A 22734-nucleotide genomic window follows, 5' to 3' on the forward strand; every position below is an offset into this window, starting at 1 on the left:
TCAGTATTCAGATGAAATTGAGATGCAGTCTAGCATTATTCACTGGGCTGCAACCATTTGAGTATTTCACGGGTAAACGGTTGCTCTTTTTCGGACTGAAACTCCGAAAAGATTTTTTCCAGGCGTTTACGGGTAAAACCGGAAAAATTAAGCGTACCTTCCTCGGTAAAATAGAGGAGGTTGTCTTGGATAGCGGATGCCAGCTCTTTACCACAAAGATCATTCACTGCCTGCTTGAAGCTGGCATGGCCATCAAACCGGTCTTTTTGACGGTAAAGGTCGGACAGAGTCGCCAGTGGGATCATCGATAGCCAGGGTTGAATCATCGGGTTGACGGCATGACCACTGCACCAGTCACTGATTTGCCATGGGCGGCCAGTGAAGGTGTAGAGCCTGAGCCGGTTCTTCAGCCAGTCGGTATCATTCACCGGATAGTTGTCCCAAAGGAAGGGTTTGCGTTGGAACTGATCAGTCATTTCCTGCAAACCAGGCTGATCATAGCCCAGAGAAATTACGTGGTCTCCTGTCCAGAAAATTTCCAACTGAGGATCCAGATACTGCCCAAGATCGGCCCAGTAACTTTCAGGCATTGCGCCGTAGACCCTCTGCAGTAATGGGTCTTTTGAGTAGTAAGTGCCTACGACAATAAATTGGGTCGCAGTGCTTTCCCCGGCAATAAATTCAGCAATTTCAGCCTGAGTTTTTGCCAGATCATCAATGTCGTTACTGAAATCATCAAAGAGAATACAGAGAATCTCCGGGTTCAATTGATTGATACTGGCGATTTTCTGTTTCAGCTGTTGGCGACTTGTCTGGCTTAACTCACGTACATTGAAGGGAGTAAGCCCGAGACCAAAACGCACATTGTTTTGTTTAAGCTCCAAACCCAGTGTATTCAGGTGATTGAAATCATTTTCTGGCCAGGGTTGATCCCACTGTTCACGGAGATAAGGGTCATTCTTCGGTGCGTAGATATAAAAATCGAAGCCTTTTCCGGCACAGAAGCTGGCATAGGCATTTCTGGACTCCCAGGACCACTGGTTATCCTGATCATATAACCCTTCAATTACACCGTATTGGAATGCCATCAGCAGATAATTCCCTGTTAAAAATAAGCCCAATCGACACTGAATCTTATGTCAACAGAACCTAGCCTACGACGTTTTCTGTTTGTATTCACAGAGATCTTCAATAATGCAGCTGCCACATTGTGGCTTTCTTGCTTTACACACATAACGGCCATGAAGGATCAGCCAGTGGTGTGCATCCATCAGAAACTCTTTGGGAACCAGTCTAACCAGTCGTTTTTCAACTTCCAGTACATCCTTGCCAGGGGCGATTCCAGTCCTGTTCGATACGCGGAAGATATGGGTGTCTACCGCCATGGTGGGCTGATTAAAGGCGGTGTTTAAAACGACATTAGCCGTTTTTCGTCCAACACCCGGCAGAGCTTCCAGATCTTTCCGGTTATCTGGTACCACACTGTTGTGCTTATCAATCAGGATCTGGCAGGTTTTGATAACGTTTTCTGCCTTGGCATTAAACAGCCCAATGGTTTTTATGAACTCCTTCAGGCCATCAACACCCAGAGCGAGAATTGCTTCAGGAGTGTTGGCAACCGGATAGAGTTTATCGGTGGCTTTGTTGACACCTACATCCGTAGCCTGTGCAGAGAGTATCACCGCCACAAGCAACTCAAATGGGGTCGTGTAATTCAGTTCTGTCGTTGGGTTGGGGTTTGCGTCCCGAAGTCGGGTGAAAATCTGCGTTCGTTTTTCCTTATTCATCCTTTGACCAGTTTGAAAAGTATAAAAATCAGCTCGAGATTATTTTAATGCCAAACAGGGTGAAGAGTCCCCCGGTAAGGTAGTCAATCAGCTTAACGGATTTCTGATAAAACGTCTGGGCTGACGCTGTTGAAAATGCACAGGCCAAAAACAGGTGCCATAGCAGGGTTATACTGCCCATGATGGACACACAGAGCATGGATATTTGCCATGACGGCTCTTTAGGCATGGCAACCGAAAAGAGACTGATGACAAACAGTCCGGTTTTTGGGTTAATGATGCTGGTGAAAAAGGCAAGTCGGGCAAGGTGCAAAGGTGACTTGAGATGCTCCCGCCTGAATATATCGTCAGTCTGTTTACTGTTCTTTTTCAGGGTGCAATAGACCTTTGACAGGCCCAGATAGAGCAAGTAGCTGCCACCCAACAGTTTCATCAAGCCAAACAGCCATGGAAAGGTCTGCAGTATGATCAGAACGCCTGATGCTCCCAAGACTCCCCACAGAATAATGGCAAACGTTACCCCTGCTGCAGAGCCTATGGCCAGTAAACGGTTATAGCGCAGGGCGGTGTTCATAGTCAGCAACACATTAGCGCCTGGCGTGCAGCAGGCCAGTGTCCAGATGAAAGCCACTTGAAGGGCGGTCTCAAGATAAAGACTCATGGGGGTGTTCTGTGCAGGAAGATTAGAAAAGAGAATTATGCACAGCAAGTCTTAAGGCAAAAAGCTTTTTCTGACGAGGTGCTACTGTATCAACCCTCGTCAGAAGGAAGTGCGGGTGGAGCATTTTCCGGATGACTGATGACTGCTCTGTTTCGTCCTTGTTCTTTAGCCTGATACAGGGCGTTATCGGCTTCCTTAAGAAGCAGGTCATGGTTGGTGTCAGCATTTAAGCGGTTTGCTATGCCCATAGAAATGGTAACGTTACCCAGAGACTGGCCGTTAAACTGCATGCCCTGCCCTGCGATCCGGGTGACCAGCATATTGCCCAGCTCTCTGGCGGTATCCAGATCAGTATCAGGGCAGACAATACAGATCTCTTCTCCACCGTAGCGACAGACCAGATCTCCTTCCCGTACTGCCTGCTTTAATTCCATGGCGACCTGCTTCAGGACATAGTCACCGGCATCATGGCCAAACGTGTCGTTAAATCGCTTGAAGTGATCGAGGTCGATCATCATGACAGAGAGCGTTTCATTCTGAGTTTCAGCGCTATAAGTATGTTGCTCCAGAAAGTCCATCATGTATCGTCTGTTGAACAGGCTGGTTAGTGGATCACGAATAGCCTGCTGTCTGAGGTCTTCTCGAAGGCGCATATTAGCCAGGGCCAGACCGATCTGTTCTGCCATGGACTCAGCTTTGGATATATTGCTCTCCAGAGCCTGTTGGTCATCGTAATTAAGATGCAGGACTCCCAGTGTTTCACCCTGTGCAACCAGGGGAATACAAACCTGATAAAGGTCGCTTTCCATGCTGCTGTGGCGGCAGCGAATTTCCAGACCATCTTCACTGCTGAAATGTGTGTGTCCTTTTAGCAATGACCAGCAATCACTGGGCTCGAAACGGTCACTTCCCTGCCACTGCTCTCCCCACTGAGTAATAAGATCCAGCCGGTTTCTGGAAGATTTGATCAGTGTGATGGCACCGCTGCGGCACCCTGGCAGTAAGTGATCTGCGATTGGGTGAACCACATTGGCAGCACTGTCAATGGTTGTACAGGCTGACATCAGGCTACCCAGTCGCTGCATTAAGCTGAGCTCGTGAGTTCTTTCCTTGACTTCAGTTTTCAGTGACTCTCGCTCACGTTTAGCCTGTTTATCGAGCATGGAGCTGAAGAAGCGGGTGATCATAATAACCACAAAAACACCCAGTAAACTGATGACGACTACCCAGACCCAGATCCACATCAATTCGTCGGTGAACAGATTCATGGCAACTGCCGTACGTATTACATAAGTATCACCAGTGTCGGAGATCTGGCTTGCTGACTCATGGCCATGTTCACCACTGTGATCATGATCGCCAGGATTGACAATGCTTACCTTCAACGCGTAGTACATCAGATCATACCCCTTGGTATGACTGTGTCGTGTTGATGAGCCTTGCCCATGCTCCAGTGCTGCTATTACTTCAGGGCGGGAAGCATGATTATCCATCTGGTCAAGATCATGTTGAGGTACTTGCGAATCCCCAATGACAGTCCCGCTTTCATTCAAGACGGTAACTCTGACGTCTGCACTTACGCCTATATCAGTGGCGATTACGTCAAAGTCAAAGTGGTTGTCACCGTGCAGCTCGATATCGTCTCGTAAAATGCGTGAGGTTATCTCTGCAACATGCTCCAGCTTGCTTTGATAACTCTTCAGCAGAATATTTTTAAAATGGAGAGTCAATAAGGCAAGGCTGGCAGTGAGCACCAGTGTCATCAGAATTGCCGGCATTGCCAGAGCTGCAGATTTACGGAACATGGCAACTTCCCTGTTAGCCATTGGTTGGGTCGGGCCCAGTGAATTTATTAACTGTTAATGGTTGTAACTCTTTTCATTATTGCAAAGAAATCGTGGTTTGGTGTTGCCAATTTTTTGGCAAAACAGGGCATTTTAGCCCTGTTTTTTGAGTGAAATTTGTGCGGATATCAGAGTGTTACATCCGGAAGGTCATGACCAGACCAAAGTAATTCCGGTCTTCATCCTGATCCTGTACCTGATAAAAGGTTGGAGCAAATGCCAGACGGATATTAAAGTCTTCAACCACTGGCTGTTCGCGATCACCATTGATCCACTGGTCAATACTGTCTACCGGATCCAGGAAGAACAGAGCTGTGGAGCCCAGACCCGAAGAGCCCCATACCAGGCCATCATTCTCTACAATCGAGCGTTTCTGCTTAAATGCCCACTCACCGTAGAGCCACCCCCCCACAGGTGTAACGATAATGTCCTGAATAGAAGGCACTTCAGCGATGGCTTCAATACCATACTCCCAGTAGAAGGTGGACATCAGGAAGGAGTAGACGAATGAGTTCCACTGGTTGTATCCGGATTCCCGGGCAACGATGTAGTAAACACCACCAAAGTAAGGATGTGCTACGTAGTTCAGGAAAAAGTCATCTTCATCCATCACCGGGCCTGAGCTGACATTGTCCCACCACTTTTTGTGGAACTGTTTCAGTTCGGACTTATCCCAATTGGTAAAGGATTCAGGCATAACCGCCAGAGCACCAATCACGCCAACCCCAAGGCCGAACATCAATTTGGTCTGGGACCAGAGACGAGCTTGATTTTCCTGTGGATTGTCATCAAACAGAGTCACAGCCCAGGGAGAACGTTCTTCCTGAAGAGAGAGTGTGAACTCAGTATCTGTTGCAGCCTCTGTCGTCGTTGCAGGAGCTGTTGTGTTGGCCTGAGCAAAGCCGGAAAGCATGATCAGGCCAGATAGAAAAACTGGCAATATCTGGTTAAGCATCGTCTTTTATTCATGAGATAGCTGGTGGGAGGTACAGGCACCACCCGGAAACGGGTTATCCATTCAGGTTTTACCCCTGCTCTGGACGAAAGGTGGGAATTCTATAGTGTCTGTAGCTAATAATCGATTGGGGTTTATCATTATTTTGGGTAAGCACTTACTGGTGCGGTGAATCAGTTTCTTATAGTGGATGTCGGATTTCTGACTCAGTGCAGCGTAAATATTAAGAACAAATAAACACTTATCAGGTTAGAAGTTTGCACATGCTACATTGAAATATAAAAGCAGTATAGGGATGTACCGTGTTTAATAAACAGCTGTACCTGTTTGCAGTCACAGGTTTGTTAATGGTTAGTGGACTCTTTTCTTCAACCAGAATATTGGCCGCTTCTTCTCCGGAACATGAGTCTGTTCCACTCACCCAGTATTGGAACATTATTGCTGATCACTTGGGGGAAAGTCTTAGCTCCCGGGCGCGACTGGGGTTAAATACCGTATATGTCGATAAAAAACATACTGCTTTAGATGCTGCTCAATACCTTGAAAAACAGCTATCGATTTCATTGCGTAGGTCGGGTTTTAAACTGGTTTCTCCTACCAGTGCTCGATATGTTATAGAGCTGGATGTTGAGATCAATAAGCGTTTAAACGGCCATGGAACCTTATTTGTTGAGGGAGGAGATATTGATCAGCTTTGGATGATACAAGCACTCAACCCTACCTATCCAGGCCAATACGCCCACTATGAACTGTTGCCGCTGGCAATGAACCAGCCGGTAGGCGCAAATCTGCTTTCAGGCACTGATACGGAAATAATTATAACCGCTCGGGTTATGGAGAGAGGCTGGATTCGTATCTCACAAAATTATGCATTTTATATTACGGCTGAAAACACAGTACGTGACAATGAGCCAGAACATAAAAGGATTGTGAAGGTTGAAGACAGCTACGGTGGTGATGAATTCTCTACACTTCAGAATCATCAGAGAGCTTTTCTGAATTATCAAGAAAAGCTGGATGCTCATATCCAACAGCTAATTGACAGTTACCAGTTCTGAAACTGCAGTTTTTTGGCTAATTCTTATTAGCGCATCCTGTTAATTTATCTGGGACATTGGTTTTAAAAAATGGCATCCTGCTGACTGCAAAGTCCTGAGGAAGTTCGGGAATAACAACGATAATGTCAGTCAGCAGGTATGCGACATGAGTACAATAATTGAATTTGCCCCAATGCCAGATGACACGGGCCATTTTGGTAACTATGGCGGATCAATGGTTCCTCCCCCACTGGAAAAAGCCATTGCAGAAGTCACTACGGCCTATGAAAGCATTCGACAAGACCCTGCCTTTCGGAAAGAACTTCATACTCTCTACAAACATTATGTTGGAAGGCCCAGCCCAGTTTTTTTCGCCAAGCGGCTTTCTGATGCCATTGGTGGCGCAAAGATCTATCTTAAGCGGGAAGACTTGAACCATACCGGAGCCCATAAAATCAACCATGCCATTGGTGAAGCACTGCTGGCCAAATACATGGGTAAGAAAAAAGTGGTTGCCGAAACGGGGGCTGGGCAACACGGTGTAGCCATGGCAACGGCCTGCGCCCTGGTGGGGATCGAATGTGAGATCCATATGGGGCAGATTGATATTGAAAAAGAGGCGCCCAATGTGACGCGAATGAAGGTACTGGGCTGTAGGGTGGTTCCGGTAACGTTTGGAACCCGTACACTGAAAGACGCTGTGGACAGTGCTTTTCAGGCTTACCTTTCTGATCCTGAAAGCCAGCTTTATGCCATTGGCTCGGTGGTTGGCCCTCACCCTTTCCCCATGATGGTACGTGACTTTCAGCAAATTATTGGTGAAGAGGCGAGAGATCAGTTTCAGGAAATGGAAGGCCGTCTACCAGACTATGTGATGGCCTGTGTGGGTGGTGGCAGTAATGCCATTGGCTTGTTTACCGCTTTTCTGAATGATCCGGATGTCAATATTATCGGTGTTGAACCTGCCGGTAAGGGCCTTGAAACAGGTGAGCATGCAGCAACCATGACATTGGGCAAACCGGGGGCGATTCACGGTTTCAAATGCTATGTACTTCAGGATGATGAAGGGGAGCCGTTACCCGTTCACTCGATTGCATCAGGCCTTGATTACCCCGGTGTTGGTCCTCAACACAGCTATCTGAAAGATATTGGTCGCGTGGAATACCAAAGTGCTACCGATCAGGAGTGCCTTGATGCATTCATGACCTTGTCGCGTAAAGAAGGCATTATTCCTGCTCTGGAAAGTGCTCATGCCGTTGCTTATGCCATGAAGCTGGCCAAAGAGTTATCACCAGCGCAGAGCATTCTGGTTAACCTAAGTGGCAGGGGGGATAAAGATCTGGATTTTGTAGTGGAGAGGATTGTAATTGTTTAATAGCCAGGGCTCATCCTGAGCTCTGGCTGGAGAGATTAGCTAAGATGAGATCAATTGATTCAATAACAAATAAGACTGTTGTTGCAGATCTCTGACGTGATTCACCATTATTCGGCTTATATAACTACGCGATGTGCGACTTTGTCTGAAACTATCTCAAATTACTAGCCCGGATATTTCATAAACTGCCCCGAATCTCGGGCAGGACTTTGTCGCCCTAAGGGATTTTGTGAGGGAGTGCCGTACCGGGGAGTACGGTCGACCGAGCAAAACTCCCTTAGGGCGGCAAAGGACAAGCGAGAACGGGAGCACGTTTATGAAATATCCGGGCTAGCATGATGGTAAGTCCAAGTTGTATCTTCAAAATCACGCAATTATTTGCTTTCCGTTTTTTAATCTTCGGAAATAAGGTTCTCAAACTGTATTGCAGGACGACCAGCAATTATATTCAGATAAGAACCAATATTATGTGCCAGTAACTTCCGAGCGATACGTGATGTCATATGCCATCTATCTCAACAATGGCACTTTTCTATTTCAAAGCGCTCTGTCAATTGACCTATCACTGTTTCTATTCTCCGTCGTACCCGTAATACCAGCTTTACAAACGACTTCGGACGTTCATCTTGCATGTTTTTTCTCAGTGGCGTCTGAAGATCAATACCTAATTCCTGACAATCAGCTTTAAACTCAGGCCTTATATAGCCCTTATCGCCAAGCAAGAGGCCAGAAATGGTCTCGAGCATGTCATAGGCTGCATCACGCTCATCTACGTTCGCTGCGGTCAGAGTAAAACCCACAGGAATCCCTCGTGCTTCAACCAGCAAATGCCCCTGAAAGCCATAGAACTTCTTGTCCTTGGAAGCGCAGTAACCATAACCAGCCTCAGCTTTAAAGATACGGCTCTGTGGTGCACGGGTTCTGACGACAACATCAATCGGAAAACCATCGATTAAATGGATATCTGCATTATCTGCATGCATCATCTGGACTATACGAATTTGCAGTCGTTGTTTCACATGCCATAAGTTGGCGGCCTGTTTGACAAATGCCGAGCGTGAAGGAATGTCAGGAAACAGGTGTCGCCAGTGTCGGGTAAAATACTTCCAAATCTCAGTGTCCTTATGATGCCCAAGCCATTCACCGACAACTTCCATGGTGATCGCTTCACTATCAGTGAGCTTTGGTGGAAACCCTCGAAGTCGCAGTGGTACAGGAAAAAGCTCTTTTACCAAATCGTCGATCAAGCAGTAGACTGTAGTGATAAACTCTTCAACGGGCATGACTGAAACCTTCTTTGCTTTCTACTGCTTTTAATAGCAGAAAGCAGGATCAGTCATGTCTCCTTATGCAAACCTAAAAGTCGCACATGGCGTATAACTATAAAAAAACAGGTTTTACTTTTTTTGTTAACCTTCAATAATTTGCGAATTCTGCAAACGTTTAAAAATACCCTCATTTATTCAGCCAACTCCATTATAAATGCTTAGCACTAAGATGCTTTGTTGCTATTCCTATTCTGACCTATGGTGTAAAACCAATCTTTGAGAAATTTTTCGTGGTTTCAATCGGTTGGCTTTAATAAATACAAAAAAATAATATGAAAGTATCCCGGAACTCCATTCCTGAAGATCTGGCATTAAATAATGTTTTTTAAATAAATTTAAAGAGCATTATGGCTATTTACTATTATTTGGGAGCAAAGAGGCTCGCTTGATTTTGGCGGTAAGTGACAATCAGGGAACTTTTTTATCATTGTGTTGACTAAACGTTTTAAGTGGAGCGTGAGTCCGATAAGTATCCTTACAGTTACTCAGCTTCTTGGCTTATTCCCTCAATTATATTTAGCAGGCTGATATTAATGGAGATTTTTTCCAGTCCTTGTTTGTTGGTTAGACGGTTTGCGCTCTGTTGTGTGGCCATGTTGAGTGTGAACGCCGTGCCTTCTTATGCTTGGCCTTTTAGCTCGGTCAAATCATCATGCACTGTACCTGCCGGATTATACAAAGCCGAGCAGCTGGGGGCCGGTTTTGATGCCTTGAATATTGCTGTGAACTCCCTTGGGGAAGTACAGGGTTCCTATCGATTATCTACCGATGCTCATGTTCATCAATCTCCTGTTCTCTATGAAGCGTGGCTGGACAGCAAGACATCGAATATCTCTTGTCACGGCAACACTATTGATATCTCAACCAGTGACTCTGGGCACTCATTAGATCTGTCTCTCGTTTGGAACCGGTCACTGTCGAACCTTCAGGTCTCAGGCTCCTACGTTGGAGATCCAACTTGGACACGTTGGAGTATTAAGAATGGGGTCTTTATTGCTTCAACAGCTGCGTTGATCTATACCGGTTGGTATGTATATAAATACCAGAGTCATTTTAAGAATTTTTATAGCGGCTTGATGTATGCTGATGAAGCAGATCAATTCCTTGCTTGGGCTGACGGTATTTTCGGCTCTAGGATGGCCGGTACAGGAGCGGAAGTCTGGTTGGATGTTTTGAAAAAGTATCTATTTAAAGAGCATTTATATGACTTCACGTTGCCTCTTGCTGTTGGATTAAACGGGATGTCAATAAGTCCTTTTATCAGCAATTACTCAACTTACCCCCTTAATGCAATTGGCCTGCCATCCTCTTCTGGTCAATTGGGTGAAGTTTGCAAGATTCCTACAGGAATTTATTTTGGGGAAGTGATTGACCCATCGCAGGGCTCCATTACATTAACGATTCATGTTTCTGAACCGGAAAACAAACTGCAGACAGGTAAAGTTGTTGCTTCATTAGGTGATACGCAGACCTTTGATATTTCACCTTCGGAATTTAATTGCCAGGGCAATGAGCTGATTCTGAAATGGGATAAATCATACCCTGCTTCAAAAGGTGGTATGACAGCTTTTTATGATGAAGAGCGAGGGTTAATGATGGGTACAGGCTTCTTTTCCACATCAGGTCGGATATGGTACTCAACTCCTATTCCATTACCTGTTGTTCAATTTATCAGGAACGACCAATAATATTATGCTTCTCACTCATTAAGCTCCTATTAAATAGTAAATAATGTAGGGCTTGTAATCGCATTATCTGCATACTTAGAAAGCTTAATGAGTGTTTTTCGTCTGGGCGATAAAAAATCTGCATTAGAATGACCAAATGAGTAGATATTATCACCCCAATCCCCAGAGCCATTGATTGGCCCTGGGATTTTAGGATATTAGATCTCTTTTTGATCTACAGCTGCAACAACCCCTGTTCTGATCCCCACATAAGCGGCACCATTGGGTCCCAAAACGACAGGTGCAGTAACACTGGATAAAGTATCGGTAATTCCGCCACTGCCTGTACCGATCAGCCGATCAAATTTCTCTTCTCCGGTATCAAAATCTACCGCCGTCAGGTACCAGCCTCCTAAACGGTCGTTATCATTCTGTTTTTTGAAGGTGTAGAAATAGAGTATGCCATTGTCAGTAGACAGAATTGGCAGGGATTGTGAGAGAAGCTCGGAGTTCCAGGTCACATCACAGCCGCTGCGATCTTTCCGTACATCAATACGCATGACGCCCGGAGAGGTTTCCAGGGCATTACCGGAATAAACATGTCCATAGTCGTTTTGTACAACCATGGCATTACCGTATACCAGGATGGAGTTTTCAGTCGCACTTTCTCCGGGCTTGAACAAAGGAACTTTGCATACTTCCCGGTTTCCCTCAATGTCGGAATTGCGACGATAAACCATCAGGTGAGTTGAGGGAGAACCATCATCAGCAATGGTGACCAGATCATCACCAATCAGTGTAGGAGAGGTTCCTGATCCAAAAGAAAGGGTACCTGGTTTCTGGGCTTCACCCCGGTCATAGGGCATGCGCCAGCTCCAGTAGGGTTTGCCACTTTCAGTATCAATCTTGAATTGATAAAGGGCGTGGGTTGAAACGATGTAGACACCTTCTTGATCCACTGCGAAGGAGTTTTGAATAACCTCGTCGACACCTTCCATTTGGTAGGTATGGAATTCTCCGGTTTTCTGATCCCGGTAACCGGTATAGCCGTTACTGGTAACAAACCAGAGGTTTCTTTCCCAGTCTGGCATGACATCATGGATGTTGCTGTCTTCAGGCATAACACCGGTGATGTCGTATTCTTCAGCGACGACCCATTGTGGCTGGTCGCCAGATTCATCCAGTTCCAGAATTTTAATGGTGTTATCTGCTGGCGCGAGAATAGGTCGATCCTTGTGATCAAGGTGGAAGTAACCACCACCACTGTTGTCCCCGGACGTTTTCATCGGCATATCGTATTGGGCGATGGTTTCCAGAGTATCGGGGTTCAAGAGGTGCAGTTCCACGCCGGTCAGTTTGATACTGACAGTAATCAGGCGGCCTTTGGCATCAAAGGCGATATTGGGGGCGACGCCAACGATGGAGCTGAAGTTGCGATGAATGGCCTGAGTATTTTCCCCCAGGGGACCTGGATAATCTGTGATGTTCCGGTTGTAAGATCCGCCGTGCATACTACTGCGCTGGGATTCAGCCAGCCAGGGATGATCAGGTTGTAAGGCGCTAGGCATGGGTTGAGCGACTGCCGGAGCACCCAGCTCAACAGGCACTTCATTTTCGGTTGCTTTTAAATAGGAGAACGTTGAGATAGCTGTGAATGCAGCAATGCCCAAAGCAATTTTTGTTTTGGAGAACTTCATAATGCTTTCTTCTTTTTTGTTTTAATTTTTTGCCATTACAGGGCGCAAAAAGCTCGCAAAAGAAAACCTTTGTGCACTTTGTGAACTCTGTTGTTCATTTACTCAGGCCGTGGCCAACCTGGTGACTTCGACTTTCACTGGAATTCCATGAACCACCGCATTACCGGTCAGCTCATCGATCACTTTTTCATTGGTGATGTCATTCAAGCTGACACCGGCATGGGCTTCAGCAACCGTGATTCGGGTGCCTGGCCGGTTATGTCCCCAGGCATGAGGCATACAGACGACACCAGGCATAATGTTTTCAGTGATCTCTACGGGAAGTTCAATGGAACCAACAACAGAGCTGACGGATACTGTACTTTCCTGAGTGATCCCCCGGTTTGCAGCGTCTTCCGGGTGGATCAGTAAATGGCATACCGATTTTCCTTTAACCAGTCGATGGCTGTTGTGCATCCAGCCCAGAGTCCGGCTGGTAAGCCGACTGATAATCATCAGGTCGTATTCGGAGCTGTCTTTGGAGGAGCCCTGTTTCAGCGGGTCAATAAACCGGGCTTTCAGTCTGGGTAAATCGCTGACCAGAATCTCCGGGGCAAGATCAATTTTCTTATCTTTGGTAAACAGTCTTTCAGGCAGGCAGCGTTCAAGGTCTCCCAGAAATACACCACCAGGGTTGTCTTTAAGTTTCTGCAGTGTCAGTGCATCTTTCTTTAATGGATTTAAACCTGGCCCATAAGGGCCGAAACGAAGGCCAAGATCAATGATCCTTTCCGGAGTAATGACTTTTTTGACCAGGCTGGTCGCGGTATTGACGAATGCTTTTGAAATAGGGTTACCAGCCCTTAGCTTCAGGATTCTTGAAAAGAGTTTACGGAGTATTTCGAAGTCGGTATAGCCTTCACCGTCTGGTTTAAACAGTCGAGGAGAGTATTTGGCCCAGTTGATCGTATCGTACAGATGGTAATACATGTCGTAATGACTTTTTTCAAAAGGACCTACCGGGGGAAGGATAACGTCCGCATGGCGAGTGGTTTCATTCAGATAGGGGTCGATGGATACCATGAAATCCAGCTGGTCAAATGCTTCCTCAAGCCCTTTGCCATTGGCCATGGAAAGGGCAGGATTACCTCCAATAGCAATTAGTCCCCGTATCTGGCCTTCTCCAGGTGTTGTTATTTCTTCAGCCAGTACACACAGCGGCAGCTCACTGCTGAACTCTGGCCGTCCACTGACCCGGCTGCGGTAGCGGTCCCAACTGCTTTCTGACAGGGATAGGGAGTCAATGGCGGTATTTGGGAACATCATGCCACCAGGCTCATCCATATTACCGGTAATCACATTAACAACCTGCATCAGCCACTGGCAAAGCCCGCCGAACTCCACCATGGATACCCCGGTACGACCATAGCAGATGGCCGATTCTGCAGTGGCAAATTCCACAGCCAGTCTTTCAATCACATCTACGGGGACTCCTGTTACCTCGGCAATATCGGTGAGTTCAAAATCATCAAACAGGTGTTCAGTAATTTCCCAGCCTTTGATATGAGGGCCAAGTCTGCCTGGTGTTGCCAGACCTTTGGCAAAGATGGTTTTGATAAGCCCTATCAGGAACAGGGCATCGGTATTCGGACGGATAAAATGATGTTCACTGACATGCGATACAGACTCATTCCTCCGTGGATCCATCAGTACCGTTTTCCCTCCCCGATTATGGATATCAACAAACTTACGTTGAGGGTTGGCACCGGTTGACATCATGGCACCATTGGACACTTTGGGGTTGGTTCCCAGCATTAGGTAATAATGAGTACGGTTAAGATCCGGTACCGTACCGAAAAACTGATGACCAAGCATAAAGTGCCAGACGAAGTTATGAGGCATCTGGTCAACGGTGGAGCCGGTGTAGATGTTTTTTGAACCCAGGATTTTTCTTAAAGGTGCTACCCCCAGCAGAGCTCCAACATTATGGGCAGTACTCCGCCCACAATAGGAACCAACGGCGTCTTTTCCATACTGACTTTGCGTGTTTACCACCTGTTCAGCAGCGTAATCCAGGGCTTCTTCCCATGACACCTCCTGCCATTCGCCATTGACCTTCCTGAGAGGCTGTTTTAAACGATCCGGGTCGGTATGAACGTCCTGCAGCCCGGTCGCTTTTGCACAGATATTTCCTTCACTCAGGACATCATTAGGGTCACCTTTGATGGAGAGAATTTTATCCCCCTCGTATTCCACGGCGATACCACACATGGTTTCGCACAGATGACAGGTACGATAATGGGTGCTGCTCATGACTGCTGGTCTCTTATTGTTGTTATCCTGGAGCCTGTCGGGTTTAAGACTGTCCTACTGCGGTTGCGATAAATTGGACTAAAAACACCTGACTCATCGTCAAATAGCCCCGCTATTCTCCTCAGAGTCAGAAACTTTTATCCTCAATTTCTTGTAATCCTCGTTACGAACGCTTAAGCCCAACAGGCTCCCGGGCAGCAGGTATCTGCTGATTAATCACGTGTTATTAATCAGGGATCATAAGCATCTCGGTCGATTTAATCAAATGTTATTAAATTTGAGGCTCAGGTTGGGAAATAATGTCCACAATACTTTGCACCAGTGTCTGGTGAAAAAACTGCCGGCTAACTTCTTCCTCTGTATAGAAATAACGGGCAAGGCCATGAATCAGCAGGCAGTCGATCAGGGCGAACCGGGCGTGGATTGACTGTTCAGAGATATCTTTTACAAAAGGCGCCAGCAGTGACTGTATGCGCCTGGCTTCAGCTCGAAGTTCTGGACGTTGCAGACGCAGCTGGCTGTATTGTTCTGAAACCATCAGTTGACTGTGAATCTTTAAAAATTCTCTACCTCCGGACTCCGGGCTCAATTTCTCGGCCAGTGGTGCCACGATAACATCCACGGCCTGATGCAGTGTCCAGTGCTCCTCTTTCTGCAGCTGATCAATGAGGGTGGAACGGTATTCAGCGATGACCCCGGAATGTTTGTTCAGAACAGCATTAATCAACCCTGCTTTATCTTTGAAGTGGTATTGAAGGGCGCTCCGGTTTTTGACGCCAGAGGCTTTTAGAACATCAAACAGACTGGTGCTTTCCAGACCTTTCTCGGCAAACAGCGTTTCAGCGGCATCAACCAGTTTCTGGCGGGTGAGTTGGGTATCTTTGCGCAAGGGAAAACATCCTTATCTGAGTTCGAGGCCATTTTCTAACAGGTAAATGCTGTGAACAAGGTTATGGTTCAGGGAATATGGCCGACTCATATGCAGGATAAGCCTATTTTTGGGATACCTACTGGGTATATAAATGGAAAACTTGGTGAACTTTCCAGGGAGCGGAATGTGAAACCTCAGGTAACTTCAGCGCTGCTGGCAGCGACTTTAACTCTCTCAGCCCCTTCGTTACTGGCTGAACTGGTAACAGACGATTTTTCCGGTGATGAGCTCTCCAATGAAGAGCTGTTGTCGCTGAGCCTTGAAGAGGTGATGACCCTCGAGGTCACTTCGGTTTCCAGAAAAAAGCAGCGACTGATGGATTCCGCTGCCGCGGTTTATGTGGTCACTCAGGAAGATATCCGCCGCTCAGGGGCAAAAACCATTCCAGATGCCCTCAGGATGGTACCGGGAGTTCAGGTTGCCCAGATGAACAGTAATACCTGGTCAATCAGTGCTCGTGGGTCTAACTATGTCTTTGCTAATAAGCTGCTGGTGATGATGGATGGGCGAACGTTGTACACCCCTGAATATTCAGGGGTTAACTGGGATGTCCAGGATACTCTGATTGAAGATATTGATCGGATAGAAGTTATCAAAGGCCCTGGGGCTGCTCTTTGGGGGGCGAATGCTGTAAATGGCGTGATAAATATTATTACCAAGCCAGCAAGTGAGACGCAGGGCCGTCTTCTCACGTTGGGAGTCGGTACCGCTGAGAGATACTATGGCAGTTACCGCTATGGAGGGCATCTCTCAGAAGATGCTCATTATCGTTCTTTCTTCAAGGTTTTCCGGCGTGATGGTTTTTTAAACAGTGATGGCAGTGATGCTTCTGATGACTGGTACATCAATCGTGCGGGTTTCAAGGCCGAGTGGCAAAAGACTGAAGATGATTTTTTATCCATTGATGCCGCTATTTTTGATGGTAAGGTTCAGCCCCATTTATTTATTTTTGATAGTGATCAGTCAGCGAAGGTTTTGTTGACCGATAAAGAAAAAATGCAGCGAGGTGGTCATATTATTGGCAGCTGGCAACGGAAAACCAGTGATAAAGGTGATTTTACACTGAAAGGCTATTACGACCGTTATGAAAATACCGATTATCGAATTGCTGCTGCCAGAGACACGATTGATATAGAGACACAGCACCGTTTTCAATGGTCTGATAAACAGGAAATAGTCTGGGGGCTCGGCTACCGATCAAGTTGGTACGAAATTAAGGAAATGAACTTTGTTTTCGTCGATGAAGAAAAGCCTGTCGAGCAACTGTACAGTGCGTTTATTCAGGATGAAATTCAGTTAAACCCTGACTGGCACCTAACGTTAAGCTCTCGCCTTGAGCACCATACCGATACTGGCTACGCATTTCAGCCCAATGCCAGTATTGCATGGAAAATGAATGATCGCACCACGGCCTGGGCAAAGGTGTCTAAAGCGGTGAGAACACCTTCAATGTCCGAACGCAAGGCAAATGTGAGTGGCGTTTACCTGATTGATGATCCTTCCTTACCACTTCCTCCTAACACTTACCTCAGTCTTGGGCGTAATCAGGAATTGGACTCAGAAAAGCTGACCGCTTTTGAGTTTGGTATTCGTCAGCAAGTAACAGCTGCACTGAGTGTAGACTTGGCTGCGTTTGTAAATGAATACCGAGGACTGCATAGTCTGGTTAGCAGCAGTGTCTGTCCTGATGGGACAACCCTTAATACCGGTGTGTGTGCAGAAAATGCACTGCCGCCAACGTATTATTTCCTTCCAGCAACTTTGGAAAATGGACTGAATGCAACAACCTATGGTCTTGAGCTGGCACTGGACTGGGCCGCAAGAGATTGGTGGAGGATAAAGTCTGACCTCACTCTGTTACAGGTTGATGCAAGCCGTCTTGAAGATCAGGATTTCAGCCGACAGACAGAGCTACTGGTTGAAGGGCTGAGTGCCAAGATTTCTGCCAACGTACGCTCTATGATGGATCTTTCCAATAACTGGAGGTTGGATACCTGGGTGCGCTACGTTGGTGAAAATAAGAGTGCAGATGTTGATGCCTATACCGCGTTGGATATGCAGCTTGCTCACCAGTTTAACGATGAGCTGGAATTTTCCCTGATAGGGAAAAATATTTTTGAATCATCAAGACTGGAATTCAATGAGTATTTTACGGGACTTGTTGCGACTGAAATTGAGGAGTCCTGGTACGCACAAGTTCAGTGGAAATTCTAGGTCAGCGGTAGAGAAAGGCAGGAAACCGGGAATGACCTTGAGACCTTACTGGTATTGTTACTGTTTAGCGCTGATGCTGGTATCAGAGCTTTCTCTATCCGCCCCAAAAGTAGATGAGGGGCGGATTAAGGCAGTTGTTGCCTATAAAATCACTCACTTTGTCGTATGGCCGGAAAAACCTTCCATCCTTAAGATTTGCACTCTTGGTTCCAGTGAGCTTTCGGAAATGTTAGATGGAATCGTCAAACAGGCAGGAAAAGACAGTAAGTTTAATGTGAATCACCAGAATCTGGGAGTTGATTATAAAAACAACTGTGATGCACTTTATATTCGTAACCTGGATGAGCGTGATACCAAAAGTGTGTTGAGAAATTTGAAAGAGTGGCCGGTATTGACCATTGGTGACAGTGAAGAGTTTGCCCGGGATGGTGGTATGGTTGGACTTTATACGGAAGATGATAAAGTCCGCTTTGCGGTGAACATCAATGCAGTTAAAGATGCAGGTTTACTGGTTAAGTCTCAATTACTGAGTCTTGCTAAAGTCATTCAGTAGTTCACAAGCATCACATCAAAGAAAGTTCGCTTTATATTCTGTTTATTCCGGGTTTTCATGATTCTTGCTCACGTTAAATCAAACATTCAATAAGCATGGATGATCGCAGCGGTGTCAAGATGACATCAATTGCCTGTGAAGCGTCCACTGTTTGCTTTCTATGATTTGTCACTCATGAGTAGTGCGATACTCAGAGAGTTGCTTCGGACTATTTATTCAGAGCAGCATTGATCAGCCCGCTTTGCTCTTGATTTTGTATTGCAGGATTCCGTGGTTTCAACCCCAGAGGCTTTCAATACCTAATATTCAAATAGACTGCTGCGTTGCAGATTTTTCCTGACAAACAGTTTCAGCTTCACATTTGTATCTACCAGATTCTTTCTGGCAGAAGAAAGTAAAATATAAGTCTTTAAATCAGCCGTTCAGGGGAGGGCACAGGCTCAGGCTTAACCAACTCCCATTCACCTGGGTGTTCAGATTTAAACAGTTTGCATTCCGGATCTCCAGCCCAATTGGTTGTTACATGATAATTAGGGTTTAACAACTGAGTCGACTTTCTGACAGAGTCGATTGCAAGGAATAGATCCTTTGGACTCTCGAGGGACGCCTGATCACCGCAGGCACGGATAGTGATCGGGTTACAGCAACAGTTTTCAGATCTATTGGCAACTGCACGTTGGGTTGCAAGTTTCTGAGCGGGTGTGTGAGGCTTGTTGCTGACTATAACGATATCACCAAAATTACTTACAGGCAGTTGTTCTAACGCATTTAATACAGACACCATCGTTGCTTCGGTGTTTGGCCTACCTTCGCAGATATTATCTCTGTCCAGCGTATATTCGCCATTTTCCTGTAGAGACTGCTTATAGTAGTGAATGTCTCCGGTATAAGTTACATACACTGTTTGTTTGTTTAGAAAACAATCCGGGTTATCAGTGCGGAGCATATCCATAAGGGCCATTTGAGCATGAGCTTCTGTTGCAGAGTGCTCGAGGTCACTCTTAAACTGTTCGACAAGCTCACTTATACGCTTATGCAGCTTTTGGTTGTTTTCAGGGTTCTGAAGCTGATCGATATCCTTCAAAGGCCTTGAAGAACCAGTGCAAATCAGGTGTGCGGGAGATTTATTATCACTGTTCTGGGTAATAGCGAACTCAGGACGAAGATGCATTCTGGGAATGGCGGCACCTGGAAAAATAAGAGTTGTTTGCTCGGTAAATTCCAGGGGTTCTACCTCAGAAAGTTTTAAGGATTCAAGTGCTGATCTCAGCTGTCCTCTTGATGTTTCACTCAGGTTTCCAATTGCTGTAATTTGTTCACTGGCCTCCCAGCGTTCTACTATTTTTCCTTGCTCTTCTCTGTGAATGGGACTTTTGTGGAAACCGACATCAAGTTGCTTAACAATGTCAGTTAGGCGTTCAGACTTTTCCAGCTCTGGCAGCGCGTAAAAATCTTCCGGTATCCATTGCAGGGCTTCAGGCTGAGTTTTTCCGAAGACATCGTTCATAACCCTGTAAAGCTGAACTGAGTTCAGAATAAAGGACTGACTGGCCAGAATGCACTTTTGGAATGGCGTCAGTTCCGAAGGCTTGGTTAATGTGCTTGTTTTACAGTCTTCACCGGTTTTCTCTGAGCCTGTTGATACTGTAGGAGACTGTGGAAGTGGGGCCGTAGGCAAAGAAGTGGTAAGCATTGTAGAACTTTTTCCTCTGGTATAACGAATGCCTGTACCTGTTAAATCAAAATAGCTCTACTGATGCAGGCGGATTTGATTTAACAGACAGGTGTTCAGGGAAAAAGTTCCTAAACAGGCTTTAAGAGTTACTAAACATTACCTGTAACCCTTACCCGCTTGGTTCCTTTTGGTGTTACTGGCTCCCTATTTTTCCTTCTCTCTTCCAGGCGACGATCAATAATATTTTTAATCGCAATCAGAAAGCCCATAAAGACAAAGGCGCCGGGAGGCAGAATGGCAAAGAGGAACTGCTTATAGTTGGGAATCACTGTAATGGTCCAGTCAGCCGCAACAGATCCCAGCAGCAGGTCCATGCCGGAGAACAGGGTGCCCTGACCAATCAGCTCCCGCAGAGCGCCCAGCAATACCAGAATCACAGCAAAGCCGGTGCCCATCATCAAACCATCAAAAGCGGCTGGTAGTAATGGGTTTCTGGAGGCAAAGGCATCGGCTCGACCCAGAATAATGCAGTTGGTCACAATCAACGGAATAAAAATACCCAGTATTCGATAAAGCTCATAAGTGTAGGCCTGCATCAGCAGTTCGATACAGGTGGTGAATGACGCAATAATCATCACAAACACCGGCAGGCGAATGGCATCTGTAACCTGGTGCCGTATAAGAGAGACAGCAACGTTGGAGCCCATGACAACCAGCATGGTGGCTATACCCAGGCCAAGCGCATTGACTACGCTGCTGGAAACCCCCAGCAGCGGACACAGGCCTAACAGCTGGACCAGTGCCGGGTTGTTTTTCCAGAGACCGTCCAGGGCAATCTTTGCGGCCTGACTTGTGGGAGATGTTTCATTTGTCATTTTGAATCTCCTCGCGGACTCCGGTCATCTTGAGCGGATCCAGCAATAGATTGCGATTTGCCTCAAAGTATTGGAGTGCACGGTAAACCGCGGCAACAACTGCTCTAGGGGTTATTGTGGCACCGGTAAACTGATCAAATTCACCGCCGTCTTTTTTCACGCCCCAGCCTTGGGCTGCAGGGTTGCTCAACGATTTGCCGGCAAAGTCGAGAATCCAGTCAGTGACATTGGTGTTGATCTTGTCGCCTAGCCCCGGAGTCTCTTTGTGAGTAATGGCCCTGACGCCTGCCAGTGTGCCATTGCGGTTGATGCCAACCAGAAGCTCAATTCGCCCGCTATAACCGTCAGGTGCGGTGACGGGCAGAATGACAGCAGAGACCTCCCCATCATTCAGGGCAATATAGGCTTCGCGTTGATCCTGGCTTGAGAGCAAACGGGATGGCTCCAGAACAATTTTGGAATCAACAAGCACATTGTCGTGAGTGTCTGCCGGTAAAATCTCCATCAGTGCTTTGGCTTCATAGGCACGAACCTGTGTTTCTATTCGCTCCTGAGTCATGATCCAGGTAACGGAAATAAGGCCTACGGTAAATACGGCAAACAGGCCAAGGCCCAGGCTATTGTGAAAAATGCTCTGAAGCAGACCATTCCCGCCGGTGGCCTTGCTGTCGGTTGTGTCTTTTAAAGGAATCTGGCCGTCACTCATGATTCAGTCCTTCTTTGGCAGGCCTTTATTGGCCTTGCGATGGCCATACGTGCGTGGCTGGGTGTAATAGTCGATGGTGGGGGCTGCCATATTCATCAGCAACGTCGCAAAGGCGACACCGTCCGGGTAACCACCCCAGGCTCGGATCATGTACACCATCACGCCGACACCTGCACCAAAAATCAGGCGTCCACGGTTACTGGTTGCACCGCTGACCGGATCCGTAATGATGAAAAATGCACCCAGCATGGTGGCACCACTGAGCAGGTGGAACAGTGGGGAACCATGACTGTCTGACCCGGTACCACTCCAGAAGAGGGTAGCCATAACGGCAATCGCTGCCAGCATCCCCATCGGAGCATGCCAGGTGAATACTTTTCGCCAGATAAGAAAGACACCGCCGGCCAGGTAGGCCAGGTTAACCCACATCCAGCCACGACCGGCCAGTCCATCAAATACCGGGTTGGCTTCCCACAGCTCATTGATGGTCAGACTTTTGTTTTCCCTCAACACATCCAGTGGGGTGGCCATACTGATGGCATCAACACTGACACCCTGCCCCAGGGGGAAAATGGTGAACAGTGCATCGGTCAGACTGTTGTTATGGCCTTCCAGCCCCAGTGGTGGCAGCCAGGTGGTCATCTCCTGTGGAAACGAAATCAGTACCAGAACATAGCCCAGCATGGCCGGGTTAAAGGGGTTCTGACCCAGGCCTCCATAGAGGTGTTTGCCGATGACCATACCGAAGGATACAGCGACCAGTGACAGCCACCAGGGAGCAAAAGGTGGTAATGCCAGCCCCAGCAGTAAACCGGTTACCAGGGCGCTGCAATCACTCAAATAGAAGCTCACGGACCGTTTGCGCAGTGATACCACTGCCGCTTCACAGCCCATTGCGATCAGGGAACACCAGAGAACATTGATCAGTGTGCCCCAGCCAAAAAAGACCGTTTGTACGATCAGGCCGGGGATGGTGGCCATGATCACCAGGCTCATGACTCGCTGAGTGCTGTTTTGTCCCAGCGTGTGGGGTGAGGTCTCTCTTCCCCTCTGGCTGATGGATGATCTGCTGTTAATCAAAGCCATTCAACGATTCCGCTCTTGTGTGTCTTTCTCGTGCTTATTTAGCTTAAGGCT

Annotated in this window: 18 protein-coding genes; 5 read left to right on the forward strand and 13 right to left on the reverse strand. The window is 46.9% G+C overall.

All coding sequences use genetic code 11. From position 1 onward, the window contains the following. Positions 1-35: 35 nt before the first annotated feature. From ACOCLE_RS00250 to ACOCLE_RS00270, 5 genes are all read right to left on the reverse strand, one after another. Positions 36-1088: a beta-N-acetylglucosaminidase domain-containing protein gene (locus ACOCLE_RS00250; RefSeq protein ID WP_419535023.1), complete on the reverse strand. Its 1053-nt coding sequence runs from the start codon at positions 1086-1088 to the stop codon at positions 36-38. Between the two features lie 66 nt (positions 1089-1154). After that, complete coding sequence (gene nth / locus ACOCLE_RS00255) at positions 1155-1787, reverse strand: endonuclease III (protein WP_419535024.1); 633 nt, start codon at positions 1785-1787, stop codon at positions 1155-1157. Positions 1788-1815: 28 nt separating this feature from the next. Next, positions 1816-2448, reverse strand: coding sequence for a LysE family translocator (locus ACOCLE_RS00260; protein ID WP_419535025.1), 633 nt, complete (start codon positions 2446-2448; stop codon positions 1816-1818). A gap of 89 nt (positions 2449-2537) precedes the next feature. Further along, positions 2538-4274 carry a diguanylate cyclase gene (locus ACOCLE_RS00265; RefSeq protein ID WP_419535026.1) on the reverse strand — a complete coding sequence of 579 codons (1737 nt, stop codon included), beginning with the start codon at positions 4272-4274 and terminating at the stop codon, positions 2538-2540. 154 nt (positions 4275-4428) lie between these two features. Then, positions 4429-5247, reverse strand: a complete 819-nt coding sequence (locus ACOCLE_RS00270) for a DUF3943 domain-containing protein (protein WP_419535027.1) — start codon at positions 5245-5247, stop codon at positions 4429-4431. A 302-nt stretch (positions 5248-5549) separates the two neighbouring features. On the opposite strand from ACOCLE_RS00270, the gene ACOCLE_RS00275 reads away from it, so the two are divergent. Next, positions 5550-6305 carry a hypothetical protein gene (locus ACOCLE_RS00275; protein WP_419535028.1) on the forward strand — a complete coding sequence of 252 codons (756 nt, stop codon included), beginning with the start codon at positions 5550-5552 and terminating at the stop codon, positions 6303-6305. A 145-nt stretch (positions 6306-6450) separates the two neighbouring features. Then, positions 6451-7659: a tryptophan synthase subunit beta gene (gene trpB / locus ACOCLE_RS00280; RefSeq protein ID WP_419535029.1), complete on the forward strand. Its 1209-nt coding sequence runs from the start codon at positions 6451-6453 to the stop codon at positions 7657-7659. A 515-nt stretch (positions 7660-8174) separates the two neighbouring features. Here the strand turns inward: trpB and ACOCLE_RS00285 are convergent. Beyond that, positions 8175-8942, reverse strand: coding sequence for an IS982 family transposase (locus tag ACOCLE_RS00285; protein ID WP_419534486.1), 768 nt, complete (start codon positions 8940-8942; stop codon positions 8175-8177). Positions 8943-9574: 632 nt separating this feature from the next. Here ACOCLE_RS00285 and ACOCLE_RS00290 point away from each other — a divergent pair. After that, positions 9575-10675: a hypothetical protein gene (locus tag ACOCLE_RS00290; protein WP_419535030.1), complete on the forward strand. Its 1101-nt coding sequence runs from the start codon at positions 9575-9577 to the stop codon at positions 10673-10675. A gap of 197 nt (positions 10676-10872) precedes the next feature. On the opposite strand, the gene ACOCLE_RS00295 is transcribed toward ACOCLE_RS00290, so the two are convergent. From ACOCLE_RS00295 to ACOCLE_RS00305, 3 genes are all read right to left on the reverse strand, one after another. Beyond that, positions 10873-12351, reverse strand: a complete 1479-nt coding sequence (locus tag ACOCLE_RS00295; RefSeq protein ID WP_419535031.1) for a hypothetical protein — start codon at positions 12349-12351, stop codon at positions 10873-10875. Between the two features lie 102 nt (positions 12352-12453). Beyond that, positions 12454-14643, reverse strand: a complete 2190-nt coding sequence (locus ACOCLE_RS00300; RefSeq protein WP_419535032.1) for a molybdopterin-dependent oxidoreductase — start codon at positions 14641-14643, stop codon at positions 12454-12456. Between the two features lie 271 nt (positions 14644-14914). Further along, positions 14915-15532 carry a TetR/AcrR family transcriptional regulator gene (locus ACOCLE_RS00305; RefSeq protein ID WP_419535033.1) on the reverse strand — a complete coding sequence of 206 codons (618 nt, stop codon included), beginning with the start codon at positions 15530-15532 and terminating at the stop codon, positions 14915-14917. Between the two features lie 168 nt (positions 15533-15700). On the opposite strand from ACOCLE_RS00305, the gene ACOCLE_RS00310 reads away from it, so the two are divergent. Both ACOCLE_RS00310 and ACOCLE_RS00315 read left to right on the forward strand, forming a co-directional pair. Then, a complete protein-coding gene (locus ACOCLE_RS00310; RefSeq protein WP_419535034.1) occupies positions 15701-17788 on the forward strand; it encodes a TonB-dependent receptor plug domain-containing protein in 2088 nt (695 codons plus the stop codon). A gap of 31 nt (positions 17789-17819) precedes the next feature. Beyond that, a complete protein-coding gene (locus ACOCLE_RS00315; RefSeq protein ID WP_419535035.1) occupies positions 17820-18341 on the forward strand; it encodes a YfiR family protein in 522 nt (173 codons plus the stop codon). Positions 18342-18750: 409 nt separating this feature from the next. Here the strand turns inward: ACOCLE_RS00315 and ACOCLE_RS00320 are convergent, their stop codons facing one another. The 4 genes from ACOCLE_RS00320 to rsxD all read right to left on the reverse strand — a co-directional run bounded on the left by ACOCLE_RS00320 (position 18751) and on the right by rsxD (position 22683). Then, positions 18751-20034: a hypothetical protein gene (locus tag ACOCLE_RS00320; RefSeq protein ID WP_419535036.1), complete on the reverse strand. Its 1284-nt coding sequence runs from the start codon at positions 20032-20034 to the stop codon at positions 18751-18753. Between the two features lie 131 nt (positions 20035-20165). Further along, positions 20166-20891 carry an electron transport complex subunit E gene (locus tag ACOCLE_RS00325; RefSeq protein ID WP_419535037.1) on the reverse strand — a complete coding sequence of 242 codons (726 nt, stop codon included), beginning with the start codon at positions 20889-20891 and terminating at the stop codon, positions 20166-20168. Beyond that, positions 20881-21597 (reverse strand): electron transport complex subunit RsxG, encoded by a 717-nt coding sequence (rsxG, locus tag ACOCLE_RS00330; RefSeq protein WP_419535038.1) that lies wholly within the window; start codon positions 21595-21597, stop codon positions 20881-20883. Before rsxG ends, ACOCLE_RS00325 begins: the two co-directional genes overlap by 11 nt. Positions 21598-21600: 3 nt before the next feature. Continuing rightward, positions 21601-22683: an electron transport complex subunit RsxD gene (gene rsxD, locus ACOCLE_RS00335; RefSeq protein ID WP_419535039.1), complete on the reverse strand. Its 1083-nt coding sequence runs from the start codon at positions 22681-22683 to the stop codon at positions 21601-21603. Between the last annotated feature and the right edge of the window lie 51 nt (positions 22684-22734).

Origin of the sequence: Endozoicomonas sp., from assembly GCF_965196975.1 — a bacterium.
In the GTDB taxonomy this organism is placed as follows: Bacteria; Pseudomonadota; Gammaproteobacteria; order Pseudomonadales; family Endozoicomonadaceae; genus Endozoicomonas.